This is a genomic window from Mycobacterium sp. SA01, from assembly GCF_041287105.1.
Lineage (GTDB): Bacteria > Actinomycetota > Actinomycetes > Mycobacteriales > Mycobacteriaceae > Mycobacterium.
Window position 1 is genome coordinate 104,660 of the sequence record NZ_JBGGNO010000021.1, and the last position, 17,434, is coordinate 122,093.

At 68.3% G+C, this 17,434-nt stretch carries 18 protein-coding genes; 12 read left to right on the forward strand and 6 right to left on the reverse strand.

The annotated features are described in order from the left end of the window. Nucleotides 1-6: 6 nt before the first annotated feature. Genes AB4879_RS24420 through AB4879_RS24460 form a run of 9 tightly spaced genes read left to right on the forward strand, consistent with a single transcriptional unit; the run spans nt 7 to nt 8,777 of the window. A complete protein-coding gene (locus tag AB4879_RS24420) occupies nt 7-1,011 on the forward strand; it encodes an ABC transporter permease (protein ID WP_370509648.1) in 1,005 nt (334 codons plus the stop codon). Continuing rightward, nucleotides 1,012-1,653 (forward strand): cysteine hydrolase family protein, encoded by a 642-nt coding sequence (locus tag AB4879_RS24425; RefSeq protein WP_102806373.1) that lies wholly within the window; start codon nt 1,012-1,014, stop codon nt 1,651-1,653. Further along, nucleotides 1,650-3,230, forward strand: a complete 1,581-nt coding sequence (locus tag AB4879_RS24430) for an ABC transporter substrate-binding protein (RefSeq protein WP_370509649.1) — start codon at nt 1,650-1,652, stop codon at nt 3,228-3,230. The genes AB4879_RS24425 and AB4879_RS24430 overlap by 4 nt, the downstream gene beginning before the upstream one ends. 5 nt (nt 3,231-3,235) lie before the next feature. After that, on the forward strand, nt 3,236-4,069 hold the full coding sequence (locus tag AB4879_RS24435; protein ID WP_102806371.1) for an N-acyl homoserine lactonase family protein: 834 nt from the start codon (nt 3,236-3,238) through the stop codon (nt 4,067-4,069). Then, on the forward strand, nt 4,066-5,412 hold the full coding sequence (gene allB, locus AB4879_RS24440; RefSeq protein ID WP_370509650.1) for an allantoinase AllB: 1,347 nt from the start codon (nt 4,066-4,068) through the stop codon (nt 5,410-5,412). The genes AB4879_RS24435 and allB overlap by 4 nt, the downstream gene beginning before the upstream one ends. Continuing rightward, entirely contained in the window at nt 5,409-6,155 is a 747-nt protein-coding gene (locus AB4879_RS24445) for an aspartate/glutamate racemase family protein (RefSeq protein ID WP_370509651.1), read from the forward strand. Before allB ends, AB4879_RS24445 begins: the two co-directional genes overlap by 4 nt. Continuing rightward, entirely contained in the window at nt 6,152-7,162 is a 1,011-nt protein-coding gene (locus tag AB4879_RS24450) for an allantoicase (RefSeq protein WP_370509652.1), read from the forward strand. The genes AB4879_RS24445 and AB4879_RS24450 overlap by 4 nt, the downstream gene beginning before the upstream one ends. Next, nucleotides 7,144-7,743, forward strand: a complete 600-nt coding sequence (locus tag AB4879_RS24455; protein WP_370509653.1) for a hypothetical protein — start codon at nt 7,144-7,146, stop codon at nt 7,741-7,743. Before AB4879_RS24450 ends, AB4879_RS24455 begins: the two co-directional genes overlap by 19 nt. After that, entirely contained in the window at nt 7,740-8,777 is a 1,038-nt protein-coding gene (locus AB4879_RS24460; RefSeq protein ID WP_370509654.1) for an isopenicillin N synthase family dioxygenase, read from the forward strand. The genes AB4879_RS24455 and AB4879_RS24460 overlap by 4 nt, the downstream gene beginning before the upstream one ends. Before the next feature lie 75 nt (nt 8,778-8,852). On the opposite strand, the gene AB4879_RS24465 is transcribed toward AB4879_RS24460, so the two are convergent. Genes AB4879_RS24465 through malQ form a run of 4 tightly spaced genes read right to left on the reverse strand, consistent with a single transcriptional unit; the run spans nt 8,853 to nt 12,837 of the window. After that, nucleotides 8,853-9,308 carry a nuclear transport factor 2 family protein gene (locus AB4879_RS24465; protein ID WP_370509655.1) on the reverse strand — a complete coding sequence of 152 codons (456 nt, stop codon included), beginning with the start codon at nt 9,306-9,308 and terminating at the stop codon, nt 8,853-8,855. Continuing rightward, nucleotides 9,305-10,186, reverse strand: coding sequence for an LLM class F420-dependent oxidoreductase (locus AB4879_RS24470; RefSeq protein ID WP_370509656.1), 882 nt, complete (start codon nt 10,184-10,186; stop codon nt 9,305-9,307). Before AB4879_RS24470 ends, AB4879_RS24465 begins: the two co-directional genes overlap by 4 nt. A gap of 9 nt (nt 10,187-10,195) precedes the next feature. Continuing rightward, complete coding sequence (locus tag AB4879_RS24475; protein ID WP_370509657.1) at nt 10,196-10,693, reverse strand: NUDIX domain-containing protein; 498 nt, start codon at nt 10,691-10,693, stop codon at nt 10,196-10,198. A 2-nt stretch (nt 10,694-10,695) separates the two neighbouring features. After that, nucleotides 10,696-12,837, reverse strand: coding sequence for a 4-alpha-glucanotransferase (gene malQ / locus AB4879_RS24480; protein WP_370509658.1), 2,142 nt, complete (start codon nt 12,835-12,837; stop codon nt 10,696-10,698). A gap of 30 nt (nt 12,838-12,867) precedes the next feature. Between malQ and AB4879_RS24485 the strand changes: the two genes are divergently transcribed. Continuing rightward, nucleotides 12,868-14,061 carry an MFS transporter gene (locus AB4879_RS24485; RefSeq protein WP_370509659.1) on the forward strand — a complete coding sequence of 398 codons (1,194 nt, stop codon included), beginning with the start codon at nt 12,868-12,870 and terminating at the stop codon, nt 14,059-14,061. On the opposite strand, the gene AB4879_RS24490 is transcribed toward AB4879_RS24485, so the two are convergent. Both AB4879_RS24490 and AB4879_RS24495 read right to left on the reverse strand, forming a co-directional pair. Further along, nucleotides 14,030-14,353 carry a multidrug efflux SMR transporter gene (locus tag AB4879_RS24490; RefSeq protein WP_102806495.1) on the reverse strand — a complete coding sequence of 108 codons (324 nt, stop codon included), beginning with the start codon at nt 14,351-14,353 and terminating at the stop codon, nt 14,030-14,032. The genes AB4879_RS24485 and AB4879_RS24490 overlap by 32 nt on opposite strands. After that, nucleotides 14,353-14,697, reverse strand: coding sequence for a multidrug efflux SMR transporter (locus tag AB4879_RS24495; protein ID WP_102806359.1), 345 nt, complete (start codon nt 14,695-14,697; stop codon nt 14,353-14,355). The genes AB4879_RS24490 and AB4879_RS24495 overlap by 1 nt, the downstream gene beginning before the upstream one ends. A gap of 161 nt (nt 14,698-14,858) precedes the next feature. Here AB4879_RS24495 and AB4879_RS24500 point away from each other — a divergent pair, with 161 nt between their 5' ends. Next, nucleotides 14,859-16,412 (forward strand): carboxylesterase/lipase family protein, encoded by a 1,554-nt coding sequence (locus AB4879_RS24500; RefSeq protein ID WP_370509660.1) that lies wholly within the window; start codon nt 14,859-14,861, stop codon nt 16,410-16,412. Nucleotides 16,413-16,519: 107 nt separating this feature from the next. After that, on the forward strand, nt 16,520-17,401 hold the full coding sequence (locus AB4879_RS24505) for a sterol desaturase family protein (protein ID WP_370509897.1): 882 nt from the start codon (nt 16,520-16,522) through the stop codon (nt 17,399-17,401). The last annotated feature ends 33 nt before the right edge of the window (nt 17,402-17,434 follow it).

Here is a 17,434-nt window from a genome sequence, read left to right on the forward strand (position 1 = left end):
CCACAGGTGAAAGCGTTCATCGCCTCCCGACTGGCCGCCACGCTGGTGATCCTGGTCGCACTGACCGCCGTGATGTTTGTGCTGCAACATATTTCGCCCCTGGATCCGGTCAAGGCTCAGATGGGCGCACAGGCGTCCGCCTCAGCGGTGGCCGCGCGCCGAGAGGCGCTGGGCCTCAACGACCCGATCGTCACCCAGTTCTGGCACTACCTCACCGGGGCGGTCCAGGGCGACCTCGGCACGTCGTACCGGACCCGGCACGCCGTCGCGTCCGATCTCGGCAGCTTCTTCCCGGCCACCCTGGAACTGGCCCTCTACGGTATCGGTATCGCGCTGGTACTGGCCGTGCTGCTGGCCTTCAGCACCACGCTGAAGTGGCGGGGATCGGCTGTGCTGCGGGCGATCCTGTTCACCGGGTCCTCGGCGCCGATGTTCCTGCTCGGCATCCTGGGGTTGATCGTCTTCTACCAGAAGCTCGGCTGGGTACCGGCCAACGGCCGCATCGGCATCAGCAACCCGCCGACCGGCCCCACCGGACTGCTGACCGTCGATGGACTGCTCAGCGGACGTTTCGACGTCGTCGCCGACGCCCTGCACCACCTGATCCTGCCGGCCCTGGTGCTGGCGTTGGGTCCGGCAGTCGCCATCGGCCGGGTGCTGCGGTCCAGTCTGCTCACCGACATGGACAGCGACTACGTGCGAACCGCACGCGCAAAAGGATTGTCGGAGAGCCGAATAGTGGCCGGTCACGTACTGCGCAACTGCGTCGGTTCGGCGTTGTCGATGACCGGGCTGCAGGTCGGCCTGATGTTCGCCGGCGTGCTGGTCGTCGAGCAGGTCTTCGGCTGGCCGGGCATCGGCCAGTACATCGCCCAGAGCATCCCGGTGGCCGACTTCCCGGCGATTGCCGGCGTCACGCTGATGCTCGGCGCCCTCTACGTCTTCATCAACACGGTCGTGGATCTTCTCCAGGCCGCCGCAGACCCCCGCATCGCAGTTACAGGAGGATAGGTGCCGAAACAGCCACTGATAGTGGGCAATCCGGTCTTGGTCGTCGTCGACATGCAAGAAAGTGGCGACATGCCCGTCGAGGAGGTGGGCATCCCGCACATGGCCGGCTACGCCGACCGAATCGCCCGGGCGCGGCAACTGATCGCCGCCGCGCGCGCCGCGACCATCCCGATCGTGTTCTTCCAGGAAGTGCACCGCGCCAACGGCATCGACTTCGGCCGTGAACTCGACGGTGTCGAAGGACCGCACTGCATCGACGGCAGGCCCGGCACCCCACTGCATCCCGAGCTGTTACCCGACTTCACCGGACCCAATCACGAATTCCACATCGTCAAGCGGCGCTACTCCGGTTTCATCGGAACCGAATTCGAGATCGTGCTGTCCGGTTTGAAGGCCGACACGCTGATCCTGATCGGCGGCCTGACCGACGTGTGTGTGCACTACACCTTCGCCGACGCCCATCAGCGTGACTTCCACGTGCGGGTGGTGTCCGACTGTGTCGGCGGTTCCTCGGTCTACCGGCACGATGCCGCACTGGATGCCATGGAATACCTGCAAACCGGCGCGACGCGGACCACTGAGGAGATCCTCGACGCCTTTGCTTCCCTCACCACCCCGGTACTCGAAGGAGCCGCCCGATGAAGAAAATCACCACGCTGCTTGCGATCGGCGCGACCGCAGCCCTGGCGTTGACCGCCTGCGGCGGTTCGAATTCCGGTGGCAGCAGCACCCCGAACGCGGCTCCGACCGACAAGGTGTTGAAGCTGTCATTCCTGCAGGATCCGGGCCAGCCGCCGGACCCCGACATTTACTACGCCGGCCAGGGTCTGCTGCTGACCACCAACACCTATGAGGGTCTGCTGGAGTACAAGGCCGGCACCGACAAGCCTGAACTCCAGCCGCTGCTGGCCACCGAGTGGACGGCATCGCCGGACAACAAGGTGTTCAACTTCAAGCTGCGCCAGGGGGTCAAGTTCCACGACGGCACGCCGTTCACCTCCGCGGCTGTCAAGGCGTCCTTCGACCGGCGCGCGGCGGTGAATCAGGGGCCCGCATACATGGTCTCCGACGTCGAATCGGTCACCACCCAGGGCGATTACGACGTCACCGTCACGCTGAAGGCGCCGAACTCGGCGTTCCTGGACTACCTCGCGTGTCCCTATGGCCCGCGGATGATGAGTCCGGACGGGCTGCAGAAGAACGCGGGCAGCGACCACGCGCAGGGTTATCTGACCACCCACGACCTGGGCACCGGTCCGTACACGCTGACCGACGCCGAGGTGGGTTCGAAGTACCAGTTGACCGCCTTCGGCGACTACTGGGGCGCCAAGCCGTACTTCGAGAAGGTCGAGCTGCCGGTGATCACCGACGTCTCGGCGCAGCAGCTGCAGTTCAACAACGGTCAGCTCGCCGCGATCCTGCATGACCTGCCGTCCTCCGCGGTGCAGTCCTACCTGGACAACAAGTCGTTCGCGAACTATTCGCTGCCGACCATGATGTCGAACTTCGTCTACATCAATCCCAAGAAGGGAATGATGACCGACGCCAAGAACCGCAACGCCGTCATGCAGGCCATCGACGTCGACGAACTGGTCAAGCAGACCTACTTCGGCCGCGGCAAGAAGGCCGAACAGATCTACCCGCCCAACGTGATGGCCGCCGAGTTCGGTAAGCAGTCGGTGACCCACGACCCGTCCGTGCTGACTCAGCTCGCGGCGGGTCTGCCTGCCGACCAGAAGTCGGTCACCATCGGCTACGACTCGTCGAACCCCGATAACCAGTTGATCAGCAACCTGGTTCAGACCCAATTGGCCGCAGCCGGACTCAACGCCAAGGTCCAGGCCTACCCGACGTCGGAGATCTACGGATGGGTCGGCGGCGACGGGCAGTCGGCTCCGGAGATCATGACCTACCTCGGGTGGCCGGACGCGCCCTCGCCCTACACCTGGGGCCACATCTCCTGGGATGCCGACGGTGGACTGAACTTCTTCGGCTGCTCGGCGCCGCCCATCACCGAGGCGTTGGCCAAGGGGCTGCCCACCGGATCGGACGCGGACTTCTCCACGGCCGGCGAGGAAGCGGTCAAGACGGGTTGCTGGCTGAATGTCGCCGATGTCAACGACTTCATGGTGGCCCAGCCGTGGCTGAAGGGCGTTGAGCAGGCACACGTGGTGACCGACCCGAACTCGCTGCGGTTGGCCGCGCTGTCGGTGGGCTGAGCCGAATGGTCCTGGGAGACGGGAAAGTTCGCCGGATTGTCCTGCTGACCCTCGGTTGGGAGGAGCTACCCAAGTCGGTGTCGGTCTACGGGGCGCCACCGGAGCTGCGGATGCGTGAGCCGGTTCCCGGGGTGCTGCTGCAAACCGACGGCGGCTGGGTGTTGCTCGACACCGGGTTCAACACCGCACTGATCCGCGATCCGGCGTTGTACCGGCGGTTCTTCCCGACCGTCGAGTACATCCCGGTACTCCCAGGACCCGGTGAGCCGATCGAGGAGTCGTTGCACGACATCGGCATCGACGTCGACGACATCCACCTCGTGGCGCTGTCGCACCTGCACCACGACCACGCGGGCGGCGTGAAGCTGTTCGCCGGCAAGGTCCCGGTGCACGCGCAGCGCCGCGAGCTGGAGTACGGGCTCTCGAACCATCCCGAGCCCGAACACAACGCGATCAACCGCATCGACTTCGACGATCCCCGCATCGACTGGGTACTCGCCGACGGTGAGGCCGAGATCGCGCCCGGTATCACCGCGGTGCCCACCTACGGGCACACCCCGGGGCATCAGAGCTTCGTCGTGGAGCTCGATGAGGCGGTGGGCGGCGGCGGGTTCGTATTCGCGTTCGACGCCGCCGACCTCACCGAGAACATCGAGCACGAGTTGCCGATCGGCGGGTTCATCGACGTCGATCCGGCCGACACGGTCGAGCCGATCCGCAAGCTGAAGCGACTGGCCACCGACAAGGGTTACGAGCTGGTGCCCGGCCACGACCCCCATGTCTGGCCGGAGCTGACCCAGCGCTTCGCGGACCGGTTCGGCCCGGTGCCCCCGCCGTGACCACGGCCGCCGTCGAACACGTCATTCGCGCACCGCGCGCGGTGATCGACGGCGAGGTCCGGCCCGCCGCGATCGGGTTGGCGGACGGCGTGATCCGGGTAATCGGCGAGGTCGACAGTCACCTCGGCGGCGCCGGCGAGACAGTGCTCGGCCCCGACGTGGTGTTGCTGCCCGGTCTGGTCGACACTCATGTGCACATCGACGACCCGGGCACCGACTGGGAGGGCTTCGACTCCGCGACGGCCGCGGCGTTGGCCGGTGGCATCACCACGGTCGTGGACATGCCGCTGGACTGTGATCCGGTGACGACCACGGTGCCGGCGCTGGAGGTCAAACGTTCCGCGGCGCGCGGCGCATGCCACGTCGACACCGGTTTCTGGGGCGGCATCGTGCCGGACAACCTCGAGTCGTTCGGTGAGCTGGCCGGTGCGGGAGTGCTCGGCTTCAAATGCTTTCTGTCCGAGTCGGGCAACGCCGACTTTCCGCCACTGGACCCCGACCAGCTTCGCGCCGCGATGGCCGTTGTGGCCGAACTGGATTCGGTACTGCTGGTACATGCCGAAAGTGAGCGGGTGCTGACCGATTGCCCCGCCCCGGCGGGACGGTCCTACGGCGAATTTTTGCGGTCGCGGCCCGACGCGGCGGAGCGGGACGCGGTGCGCATCGTGCTCGACGCCGTCGCCGAGACCGGTGCCCGAGCCCACATCGTGCACGTCTCGAGCGCCGAGGTGCTGCCGATGCTCGCCGAGGCCAAAGCGGCAGGCCTTCCGGTGACTGCCGAAACATGCCCGCACTACCTGACTTTCGCCGCCGAGGCCATTCCCGAGGGGGCGACGGTGTTCGCGGCCTGCCCGCCCATCCGCGGCGGGGACAACCGCACCCTGCTGTGGGCTGCGCTGGCCGACGGAACGCTGGACATGGTGGTCTCCGACCACTCGCCATGCGCCCCGCGCCACAAAGACCTCACCGGCGGAGACTTCGGCCGTGCCTTCGGCGGGATCAGTTCGTTGCAGATCGCACTGCCCGCGCTGTGGACTCAGGCCCGCCGGCTCGGATTCGACGTGCGCGACGTGTGCCGGTGGATGGCGCAGGCGCCCGCCGGCCTGGCCGGGCTGACCGACCGGGGACTGATCGCCGAAGGTAAGCGCGCCGATTTCTGCGTGTTCGAGCCCGACGCCTCATGGGTGGTGCGGGGTGCCGAGCTACGGCATCGTCATCCGGTGACCCCGTACGAGGGCAGCGTGCTGACCGGTGCGATCCGCCAGATGTGGCGGGCCGGACGGGTGGCCGGCCACGACAGCCACGGCGACCTGCTGGTCGCCGGACTGCGGGAACCGGCATGAAAATTCTGGTACTCAACCCCAACACCTCCGACACGATGACGGCGGAGATCGATGCCGCGGCCCGGGCGGCGGCCGCACCCGGGACCGAAATTGTCACCGCGCAACCAGCTTTCGGGTCCGTCGCGATCGACTCCGCCGCGGAGAGCTACCTCTCCGCCGTCGGGGTGATGGACGTCGTCGCCACCCAGTTCGCCGCCGGAACGTTCGACGCCGATGCCGTCGTGCTGGCCGGCTTCGGTGAACACGGCAAAGACGCGCTGCAGGAGATGCTCGACGTCCCCGTACTCGACATCGCCGAATCAGCCGCCCACGTCGCGCATCTGATCGGCAGGCGGTTCTCGGTGGTCACCACGCTGGCCCGCTCGATCGCTCCGATCGAGGACCGTCTGCTGTTGGCCGGGTTGGCTGCCCACTGTGCATCCATACGGGCGTGCGGCCTCGGGACCGCGGAGGTCGACGCCGACCCAGCCGGCGCGGTTGCCGCGATCGTCGCCGAAGCCGAGCGCGCGGTGACGCTGGACGGCGCCGACGTGATCTGCCTCGGCTGCGCGGGAATGGCCGGTGTGACCGCCGCGATCACCGACACACTCGGAGTGCCCGCCGTCGACGGGGTGGCCGCGGCGGTGGGTCTGGCGCAGATGCTGGTCGGTCTGAACCTGTCCACCAGCAAGGCCGGCGTATATGCCGCCGGACCGGACAACGCACGCACGCATTGGCCACTATCGCAGGGGTTACACACATGACCGGACTGGACTTGGCGTGCCGCACGGTCGGCGGCAGCGTCGTGGCGGCCAGCGACGAGTCGTTCGGCGTCAAAGAGCGGCTGATCGACGCGGCCGAACCCGACTTCGTCCCAGGCACATTCGACTTGCGCGGCGAAGTGGTCGACGGCTGGGAGACCCGCAGGCATGCGCCCGCGCCGGACTGGGCCATCATCCGGCTCGGAGTGCCTGGCCGGCTGCGCACCATCGACGTCGACACCCGGTTCTTCACCGGCAACCATCCGACCGGCTGCACGCTGTATGCAGCCACGCCGGCGGCCGGCACCGACCCATGCGATGCACGGGTGGACTGGCGGTTGCTGTCGCCGCTGACGGCTCTGAAAGCCGACGCGCACAACCCCATCGCCGTCGACGACCCGCGCCGCTACACCCACCTCAAGTTGGTGATCGCCTCCGACGGCGGGGTGGCCAGGCTGCGGGCCTACGGCGACCCCGTACCCGATCCGGCGCTGTGGTCCGGGGTGACCGTCGAAGTGTCCGGTGCCGAGAACGGAGGGTGCGTCGAGCACTGCAGCGACACGTTCTTCTCCGACGCGCGGGCGCTGATCGCCGCGGACCGCCCGCAGAACATGGGGTCGGGCTGGGAAGCCCGGCGCAGGCGTGACATCGGGCCCGACACCCACGACGCGGTGACGATCTCGTTTCTGACACCCAGCGATCTGACCCGCATCGAAATCGACACGTCCTACTTCGTGTTCAACGCCTCCCGCGAGGTGTCCGTGCTCGGTACCCGGGACCGGCCCGATGCCCGACGACCATGGTGGGCCCTGCCGTTCGACGAGGTGGTGCTGCCCCGCACGCACCTGATCGCCGACGCGCGACAGGTCTTCGTGGTCGATGCGCCGGCGATCACCGCCATTCGAGTGCAGGCCTATCCCGATGGCGGCATCGCCCGGGTCCGGGCGCTGGGCCGGCCCACCGAATCAGGATTCGAGGAGTTGCGATCGAGATGGGACGCGTCCCTGTGACCCTCGCGACCCCGATGATTGCCGACTGCACCGGGCTCTGGCGACGGACGCTGCTGGTGGAGGCCGACGGTTCCCGCGACACCGGAACGAATGTGCAATGGCTGCAAGGTATCTCCATGTTCGTCGATCTGCGTGGACCGGGTGAGGGTTTCGCCGGCCTGCTCAGCCAGCGCGACGATGTCTTCGTGTGGGCCCGCCTGGTCGACCTGCAGCCACCCGGTCTGCCCGATGCGGGGCGGATGAGCTGGGCCGGTGGCACCCTCGTGGAGATCGGCATACACGCCGACTACACCGAGCACTGGCAGCGCGAAGCCGGCACGACACAACCCTGCTGGGGACTTGTGCTCTCGGCGCCGGGAACGACCGGGGTGCTGGTGCGGGTGGGGGACCGGTTCGGTTGGGCCGGCCCGCAGGAAATCTCGCTCGGGACCGTCAGCGGAACCGATTGGCGGATCGAGGAATCCAGCGATTCACACCGCGTCGGGGCGCAGCTGCGTCCTCGGATCGAGACAGGACAGCTACGAGTCGACGACGACATCACCTGGGACATCAAAGAAAGCGAAGGAAGCGTGACACTGTGAGTGGGGCGACATCATTTCAATCGGTACCCGTCATCGACATCAGCGGATTGCGGTCCGCCGACGCTGCCGACCGTGAGCGCGTCGCGGCCGAACTCGGCGCAGCGGCACGCGACGTCGGATTCTTCTACATCTCCGGGACCCCGGTCAGCGACGAGCTTTTCGACCGGCTGCTGGAGGCCACCAAGCAGTTCTTCGCTCTGCCGGTGACGGAGAAGATGAAGTCGTACATCGGGCTGTCGAACTGTCATCGCGGTTATGTGCCGGTGGGTGAGGAAGGGTTCTACGGCGACAAGCCGGATGTCAAAGAAGCATTCGACACCGCACTGGATCTGCCCGCCGACGACCCCGACCACCTGGCGGGAAACCCGATGCTCGGACCCAACGTGTGGCCCGATCTTCCCGGCTTCGCCGAAACGGTCACCGAGTACTACCAGGCGGTGCTGAGCGTCGGACAGGATCTGTTGGCCGCCTTCGCCATTGCGCTCGGGGAGGATCCGGACACCTTCACCCGGCACGCCACCAAGACGCCGAGCCAGTTGCGGCTGATCTACTATCCGCACAATCCGGATGCCGAAGACGCCCAGGGCATCGGGGCGCACACCGACTACGAGTGCTTCACGCTGCTCAAGCCAACGGCCCCCGGCCTCGAAGTCCTCAACGGCGCCGGGGAATGGATCGATGTGCCACCGATTCCCGGGACGTTCGTGGTGAACGTCGGCGACATGCTCGAACTGTGGACCAACGGCGCCTTCGTGGCCACGTCGCATCGGGTGCGCAAGGTCAAGCAGGAGCGGTACTCGTTCCCGCTGTTCTTCAACGTCGACTACCACACCGTGGTGCAACCGCTGCCGCAGTTCGTCACCGCCGACGACGAGTCGCGACCGGCGTTGGTGGCCGGCGAGCACCTGTTCGCCCAGACCGCGCAGACGTTCGCCTACCTGCGCTCCCGGCTCGACAGCGGCGATCTGGTGCTGCCGGACGGTTCGCTGGCGACCGGTACCTTCGGCCAGCAGGCACTGCAGTCCCGCACCTGAGTGCGCCGAGCGTGCGGCCTGTCGTCGACGAACCGCGGCGCTCCACCGACAACGCCCACGCTCGACGGGCTGCCCTCAGCGCACTCGCCGGACGGGCCGCGTCTCGATCGCGTCGATGGTCAGGGCACGGCGGGTCAGCACCCAACCTGGCTCGGCGCGGTGGTACTCGTCGTCGTAGTGCAGGTACCACACCAGATCGGTGAAACCTTCCGCGCGGCGGCTGAAGTGGTGTGCCGTCGCCGCGATGCGACCGTGTGCGACAGCGGGATTCGGGCCTACGGCATACACCTCGGAGTCGATGCTGTGATGCGTTCGCCCGACGCTGGTCGCCGCTGCGAGTGCGTCGCGAAGGGCGTCCGGGCCACGGTGCGACCGCGCCGGGGTCAGCACCTCCGGCGGATCCGGCAGCACCAATTCGCCGTCAGCAGCGAATAATCCGATCACGGTCTCGACATCCCGGTCGTCGACCGCAGCCGCGTAGCGATGCACAACGCACGACAGGTCGGAACGGTCGGCGACCGAAAGACTCACGGCCGCAATCCCAGGCGCTGCGCGCAGGCCGACAGGAGGTCCTTGGCCTCGTCGATCTCGGTGACAGCAGGCATCCCGAGCACCAGCCGCCCGGCTCCGACCTCAGCCAACCGCCCGGCCCGGTCGGCGTCGACCTTGGTCACCAGATGGCCCAGCGACAGCTCGAGGAAGGCGGGGTCACGTCCGGCGTCCTCGGCGGCCAGTCGCATCACCTCGATGAGCGTCGCAAGCTCGGCGCCGCCGACCCCGAGTGGCTGGAAACCGTCGCCGAGACGCCCGGCCCGCCGTGCCGCCATCCGGCTGTGCCCACCGATATGAATCGGAATACCCTCGGCTGCAACCGGTTTCGGGTAGGACATCGCATTGTCGAAGTCATAGAACTCGCCGTGATGGCTCACGCCGCCGGGATTGTCGGCCCACAACGCCCGCAGCACCTCGATCTGCTCGTCCACGCGACGGCCCCGGCTGGTGAAACCCGCTCCGCAGGCTTCGATCTCCTCCCGCAACCAACCGACCCCGACGCACAGTCGCAGCCGTCCGCCGGACAGCACGTCGACGGTGGCGGCCCGCTTGGCCAGCATCACCGGATGGTGGTTGGGCGCCACCAGCACTCCGGTGGCCAACCCCAACGAGGTGGTCTGGCCGGCCAGGAACGCCAGCATCTCCAGCGGGTCGGGCACCGGGCACTCCGGGGCCACCTCGACCCGGCCCGACGGGTCGTACGGATACACGCTGGTGTACTGCGTCATCAGCACCGTGTGCTCGGCCATGATGATCGACTCGAAGCCACACGCCTCGAGATGGCGGGCGAACTCCGTCATCCACACGGGGTCCGCGGTGACCCCCGCGGCAATGGGAGCGACGACGGCGAACTTCACGTCGTGAGGCTAACCCGCAGGCTCCGGGTCGCCTTCCCCCAGTCCCGGCAGATGAGCCATCAGCCGGTCCAGGAACACCACATGGCCCTTGAGCAACTTGCGGCGTGCCCGCGCCACCGGGAACCACCCCACCCGGTCCAGTTCGGGGAACTCCTGGATTCGCCCCGAACCCTTCGGCCATTCCAGGGTGAAGGTATTGCTCTGTGCCTCGGTCACATCCAGGTCCGCCTCGACGGCGAACACCGTCAGCACCTTGCCGCTCGGCTGCTTGACCGCATCGAACTCGATCCGGACGCCCTGCGGCACATCGGATCCCAACTCCTCGGCGAACTCACGCCGTGCGGCGTCCCACGCGTCGTCGGTATCGGGGTCGTACTCGCCCTTGGGAATCGACCATGCTCCGTCATCCTTGCGTGCCCAGAACGGCCCACCGGGATGCCCGATGAGCACCTCCGCGACGCCGTCGACATGTCGGTGCAGCAGCACACCGGCGCTGTATCTCGGCATCGCTATTCCGGATGTGGCGCGGTCGCGGACCGCATCACCGCCGCGAGCGCCTGCGCCCGCGGGTCGGTCAGCACATCCTCGAGCAGCAGCGGCTTACCGTCGGGCCCGGTCAGCGGGACACGCCAGTTCGGGTACTCGTCGGTGGTGCCTGGCTGATTCTGGGTGCGCCGGTCACCCACCGCGTCGGTCAGCGCCAGCGCCAGCAGCCGCGACGGGGTCCGGGCCAGATACCGGTACAACGCCAGGATCACCTGCTCCTCGTCGGCGTCGTCACCGAGAAGACCGACCCGGCGAAGCTCGGCCAGCCAGGCCGCCTGCTCGGCGCGATCGTCGGCCAGTTCCTCCTCCGCCGGGCGGGTGAGCAGGCCGAGCTCGTCACGCAACCGTACGTGCTCACCGGCGAGGTAACCCGCCGTCGGCGGCAGGTCGTGGGTGGTCACCGAGGACAGGCACAACTCCCGCCAGCGCTCGGCGGGCAGCGGTCCGCCGCCGCCGTCGCGGTCCAGTTCGAACCACAGGATGGAGGTGCCCAGCACGCCGCGAGCCCGCAGATAGTCACGCACCCAGGGTTCCACCGTGCCCAGATCCTCGCCGACGACGACGGCGCCGGCCCGGTGTGCTTCGAGCGCGACGATGCCGATCATCGCGTCGTGGTTGTAGCGCACATAGGTGCCCTTCGTGGGCGCGGCGCCGGAGGGGATCCACCACAGCCGGAACAGTCCGATGATGTGATCGATGCGCACCCCGCCGGCGTGCCGCAGGATCGCCGCGATCAGATCCCGAAAAGGTTGGTAGCCAAGCTCTTCGAGCTGGTCGGGCCGCCACGGTGGTTGTGACCAATTCTGGCCGAGCTGGTTGAACTCGTCAGGCGGAGCGCCGGCGGCGACCCCGGTGGCCAACACGTTCTGCAGGGCCCAGGCGTCCGCGCCGTCGGGATGCACGCCGACGGCGAGGTCGTGCATGATGCCCAGCGCCATCCCGGTGCGGACGGCCTGGGACTGCGCGGCGGCGAGCTGATCGTCGAGCTGCCACTGCAGCCAGCGGTGGAAGTCCACCGCCGAGGCGTGCCGGTCCACGAACTCGGCCACGTCGGGGCCGGCCGGATGGCGCAGGCCTTTCGGCCACTTCCGCCAGTTGCCGCCGTACTTCTCGGCCAGCGCCGACCAGGTGGCGAAGTCGTCGAGGGCCCGGCCTTCCCGTTGCTTGAACGCCTCGAAGGCGAGCTCCCGGCCCGCCGACCGGGGCACCCGGTAAATCGCTTTCAGCGCAGTACGTTTCGCGGCCCACGCCGAGTCGCGGTCGATGGCGTCGATCTTGCGTGACCGGGCCGCAACCGCGGCCCGCAGCTTCCACACCCGCCCGCGCTTGGGCAGCTGAGCGAACTCGGGAACGGACTCGACGCGCAGGTAGATCGGATTGGTGAACCGCCGTGACGTCGGCAGGTAGGGGGAGGGCTCCATCGGCCGGGTCGGTGCGGCCGCCTGCAGCGGATTGACCAGGATGTAACCGGCCCCGTGCCGCGCTCCGGCCCACACGGCGAGATCGGTGAGGTCACCAAGATCGCCTACCCCCCAGGAGTTTTGGGACCGCACACTGTAGATCTGGGTGGCCAGGCCCCAGGTTCGCCGCGCGCCGAGCCGGGCCGGCAGCCCCAGCCAGGCCGGGGTGATGATCAGCGGCGTACTGAACTCCTGACCCCCCGAGCTCAGATGGACGCTGTGGTAGCCCAGCGGCAGATCGGCGGGCAGCACGAACGTCGCCTCACCGACCAGCCTGCCGTCCAGGTCGTGCGGCGGGGTGAAGTTGTCGGCTTGGCGCACCCCGGTGCGCACCGTGCCGTCCTCCAGCCGAACCCAGACGTGCGCCGGGTCGCCGTGGGTGACGTGCGCCCAGAACGAGGTCTCACTGTCGGCGCGCCCGACGACCGTCGGTGGCAGCGACCGGGACCAATACCGGGTGTCGTCGGCCGAAAGCGCTGCGGCGCGGCCCTCTTCGGTGCGGGCCTCGACACCGAGCGCGGCCAGCACCGCCACCAGGGTGTCCTCCTCGACCGGCACGGACCGCCCGGTCCAGTCGTAGTACTCGGTGGCCACACCGAACCGATGGGCGAGTTCAGCCAGCGACGAAGCAGTCATGTGTGCCATCTTGCTTGGTTGCCCGTAACCTCGCCTCACATGGGCGGCCCCGGACTCGCTGCGCGAAATCGGCGAGCCCGCATCGCCAGCGCCGCGCTGTTCCTGACGAACGGCGCGCTGTTCGCCAACCTGCTGCCGCGCCTCCCCGAGATCAAGGCTGATCTCGGGCTGTCCAACTCGGCGTTCGGTCTGGCGGTGGCCGCGTTCTCGGCGGGTGCGCTCCTGACCGGGGTGACCGCCGCGGCCCTGGTCCGTCGGTACCGCTCCTCGGTGGTGGCGGTCGCGGGCAGCGTGCTGATCGCCGTCTTCACAATCGCCGCCGGCCTGGCACCCACCGGCCCGACGCTGGCGGTCGCGCTGTTCTGCGCCGGTGCGGCCGACTCGGTGACCGACGTCGCCCAAAACGTGCACGGGCTGCGCGTGCAACGCGCGTACGGCCGCTTCATCATCAACTCGCTGCATGCGGTGTGGTCGTCCGGGGCGGTGCTGGGTGGCCTGATCGGGGCGGGCGCAATCTATCTCGGCATTCCCCGCGTCGCGCAGCTCTCGGGATCCGCTGTGTTGTTCAGCGCGGTGTGCCTGGTCGCCTACCGGTACCTGCTGCCCGGTCCCGACCACGACCACACCGAAACCCCGGCGGGTGAGCGGGCCACGGCCGGGGCGGGCCGCAGTGTCTCCCTCGCGCTGGCCGCGCTGGTGGCCATTGCGATCGCCGGTGCCGCCGTCGAGGACGCGGGCAGCTCGTGGGCCACGTTGTATCTGCGAGAGTCGCTGTCGGCGCCCGCGGCGCTCGCCGCGTTCGGCTACGTCGCACTGGTCGGCTTCCAGTTCATCGGCCGCCTCGTCGGCGACCGGCTGACCGACCGATGGGGGCCGTGCACGGTCGCCCGGGCCGGCGGTGTGATCGTCGCCGCCGGCATGGCGGGCGCGCTGGCGTTCCCCAGCATCCCCGGCACCATCGCGGGATTCGCCGCCGCCGGATTCGGCTCGGCCACCCTGGTACCCGGTGCCATGCACGCCGCCGACGAGCTGCCCGGACTGCGGCCGGGCACCGGGCTGACAGTGCTGACCTGGCTGATGCGGACGGGCTTCCTCGGCTCACCGATCCTCGTGGGCGCGATCGCCGACGCCGTATCGCTGCGAGCCGGTCTGCTCACCGTTCCGGTGGCCGGGCTGGTGGCGGTCCTGCTGGCCCGGGCTCTCAGCCCACGGCGCCGGTCAGTTCGATCGTGAGCACACCCGCGATGATCAGTGCGATGCCGCCCATCATCAGTGGCGTCAGCGGCTCGGCGAACACCACCCGGGCGATCACCGCGATCAACGCGACACCGGCCGCCGACCACACGCCGTAGGCCACCCCGACCGGCATGCCCAGCGACAGCGTCACCGACAGCAACGTGAACGACACCAGATAGCCGAGCAGCATCGGTGCAACCCACGCCTTCTTGCGGAAGCCGTCCGAGGCGCGCAGACACAGGGTCGCGCACACCTCGATGAGGATGGCCCCGGCCAGCGTCAGCCACATCATGGCGTGCCCTCCTGGCCGGCGTGATTCCGCGAGCCGAGCTCGACCAGCAGGACGCCGGCGATGATCAACCCGATCCCGGCGACGATCGGGACGGTGAACGGGTCACCGAAGATCACCGCCGCCAGAATGGCCGTCGCGGCGGTTCCGACCGCACCCCAGACGCCGTAGGCCACCCCGACCGGCATGCCGGCCCGCAGCACCAACGCCAGGAAGTAGAACGAGGCGAGGTAACCACACACCACCAGAATCAGCCACGCCGAATGGTCTTGCGACGCGCGCAGCGACAGGGTGCCGGTGACCTCCACAGTGATAGCGGCCAACAGGAGCGCCCATTTCCGCACGCGGGTCAGGATAGCTGGGCCGAGACGTGTGGCCGCCGTCATAGGTGGCCGCCGCGGTGACCGGATAGACCGGCTGCCGCGCGCCCAGACGCATTACCCGTCGGTAGCGTGAATGGGTGATGTCGTTCATCGACATCGCACTTTTGGGCAGGAGGACAGCGATGACAGCGGATGCGAGCGTGCGGCCGATCGTGGACAGCCCGGTCGTCCAGACCCGCTACGGGCCGGTGCGCGGGGCCGACGACGGCCGGGTCACGACGTGGAAGGGCATTCGCTATGCCGCCCCGCCGGTCGGAGACCTGCGCTGGCGGGCGCCGGTCGCTCCGCAGCCGTGGACCGAGGTTGCCGACGCGACGACGTTCGGTCCGGTCAGCCCGCAGCCGCGTAGCCCCATCCCGATGGGGTTGGGCACCCACGCCGACGAGGACTGCCTGTTCCTCAATATCTGGGCGCCGTCCGGGACCGGGGCATCGGCCACCGGCGACCCCAAGCCCGTGCTGGTGTGGGTGCACGGCGGCGCCTACATCTTCGGGTCGGGTAGCCAGCCGATGTACGACGGCACCGTGCTGGCCACCGGTTCCGACGTCGTCGTCGTCACGATCAACTACCGGCTCGGTGCGCTGGGCTTCCTCGACCTCTCCTCGGCCGGGTTCGACAGCAACGTCGCGCTGCGCGACGTGCTGGCCGCGCTGCGCTGGGTCCAGGACAACATCGCCGAATTCGGCGGCGACCCGGACCGGGTGACGTTGTTCGGTGAGTCGGCCGGGGCCGCGATCACCACCACGCTGCTGGCGGTGCCGGAGGCCGCCGGCCTGTTCTCCCGGGCCATCGCCCAAAGCGCGCCGGCCACCTCGATCTACGGCATGGAGCGCGCGGGCACCATGGCCGAGCTGTTCCTCGATCGGCTCGGCATGACAGCGGCCGAGGCGCACCGGGCTCCCGTCGAGACCCTGGTCGACGCGTCACAGCACGTCTTCGATCACGTCCCGGCCACCACGCCCGGGTTGCTGGCCTTCGCGCCCACCGTCGACGGGGACCTCGTGCCGGACTACCCGGTCACGCTGGCCAGGGCCGGCAAGACGCACCCGGTGCCGCTGCTGATCGGCACCAACAAGAACGAGGCCGCGCTGTTCCGGCTGATGCGCTCACCGCTGATGCCCATCGCGCCCAAGGCGGTCCGCACGATGTTCAGCGAGATGGCCAACGACCAGCCGGGCCTGCAACTGCCGACCGCCGAGCAGGTCAGTTCGGTGTACCCGGCGAAGATGGCCCGCACCCGCAGCCTGTGGGTGGCCAGCGACGTCGGCTTCCGGATGCCGACGGTGTGGTTCGCCGAGGGGCACACTGCGGTGGCGCCGGTCTACCTCTACCGATTCGATTGGGCCACACCACTTTTCAAGACGATCCGACTGGGTGCCGCGCATGCCACCGAACTGATCTACGTGTGGGGCAACCTGATCTCGGGTCCGCGCGACGTCACGTTCAAGCTCGGCGGACTCAAGACCGGCGAGGAACTGTCCGAGCGGATGCGTGCCCGGTGGACGGCGTTCGCGGCCACCGGTGACCCGAACGTGCCCCTGGGTCAGCCGCACTGGGCGCCGTATCGGGACGGCGATCGCGCGACGCTGGTGATCGATCGCCGGGATCGCGTCGTCGACGACCTGGACCGGCCGATCCGCCACGCCTGGGGCGACGAGGTGCTCAGCTTCCGCTGAGGCTTCTTGACGCCGTGTCTAACAACGGGCCCGGATCGCGTTAGACTCCCGCCGGGAGGTGTCGCGTGGAACGAATCGGTGAACTGTTGTCCGTTCTCCCGCCGCAGATGCGTGAGCCGGTGCTGTTCGCGATCCCGTTCTTCCTTGTGCTGCTCATCCTCGAATGGACCGCGGCCCGCAAGCTCGAACGGCTGACCGAAGCCGAACAACCGGCGTCCGGCGCCTACCACACCCGCGATGCCTGGGCCTCGATCTCGATGGGGCTCATGTCGGTGGCGACGATGGGCGTCTGGAAGTTCCTGGCTCTGCTCGGCTACGCCGCGCTATACGCCTACGTCGCGCCGTGGCACCTCTCGCCGACGAAGTGGTACACGTGGGTCATCGCGATCGTCGGAGTGGACGTGCTGTTCTACGCCTACCACCGCACCGCCCACCGGGTCCGGCTGATCTGGGCCACCCACCAGGCGCACCACTCCAGCCGCTATTTTAACTTCGCGACCGCGCTGCGGCAGAAGTGGAACAACAGCGGCGAGATCATCATGTGGATTCCGTTGCCGCTGTTGGGCGTTCCGCCGTGGATGGTGTTCACCAGCTTCTCGATCAGCCTGATCTACCAGTTCTGGATCCACACCGAACGCATCGACAGGCTGCCGCGGGCCTTCGAGTTCGTGTTCAACACCCCGTCGCACCACCGTGTGCATCACGGGATGGACCCGGAGTACCTGGACAAGAACTACGGCGGCATCCTCATCATCTGGGATCGCCTGTTCGGAACATTTCAGCCCGAACTGTTCCGCCCGCGCTACGGCCTCACCAAGCCGGTCACCACATTCAACATCTGGACGTTGCAGACCCACGAGTACGCGGCGATCGCCCGTGACGTCCGCTCGGCGCGCCGCTGGCGTGACCGGCTGGGCTACGTCTTCGGTCCGCCCGGCTGGGCGCCCAGCACCACCCGGCAACCGGCGACTACGGTGGCCGCAAGCTAGTCAACATCGGTGCCGCCACCCGAGGATGGAGCC

Coding starts and splice junctions, on each gene's coding strand:
- AB4879_RS24430 (WP_370509649.1), top strand. CDS start 1,650: ATGAAGAAAATCACCACGCTGCTTGCGATCGGCGCGACCGCAGCCCTG.
- AB4879_RS24435 (WP_102806371.1), top strand. CDS start 3,236: ATGGTCCTGGGAGACGGGAAAGTTCGCCGGATTGTCCTGCTGACCCTC.
- AB4879_RS24445 (WP_370509651.1), top strand. CDS start 5,409: ATGAAAATTCTGGTACTCAACCCCAACACCTCCGACACGATGACGGCG.
- AB4879_RS24450 (WP_370509652.1), top strand. CDS start 6,152: ATGACCGGACTGGACTTGGCGTGCCGCACGGTCGGCGGCAGCGTCGTG.
- AB4879_RS24455 (WP_370509653.1), top strand. CDS start 7,144: ATGGGACGCGTCCCTGTGACCCTCGCGACCCCGATGATTGCCGACTGC.
- AB4879_RS24475 (WP_370509657.1), bottom strand. CDS start 10,693: ATGCCGAGATACAGCGCCGGTGTGCTGCTGCACCGACATGTCGACGGC.
- malQ (WP_370509658.1), bottom strand. CDS start 12,837: ATGGCACACATGACTGCTTCGTCGCTGGCTGAACTCGCCCATCGGTTC.
- AB4879_RS24485 (WP_370509659.1), top strand. CDS start 12,868: ATGGGCGGCCCCGGACTCGCTGCGCGAAATCGGCGAGCCCGCATCGCC.
- AB4879_RS24490 (WP_102806495.1), bottom strand. CDS start 14,353: ATGTGGCTGACGCTGGCCGGGGCCATCCTCATCGAGGTGTGCGCGACC.
- AB4879_RS24500 (WP_370509660.1), top strand. CDS start 14,859: ATGACAGCGGATGCGAGCGTGCGGCCGATCGTGGACAGCCCGGTCGTC.
- AB4879_RS24505 (WP_370509897.1), top strand. CDS start 16,520: ATGCGTGAGCCGGTGCTGTTCGCGATCCCGTTCTTCCTTGTGCTGCTC.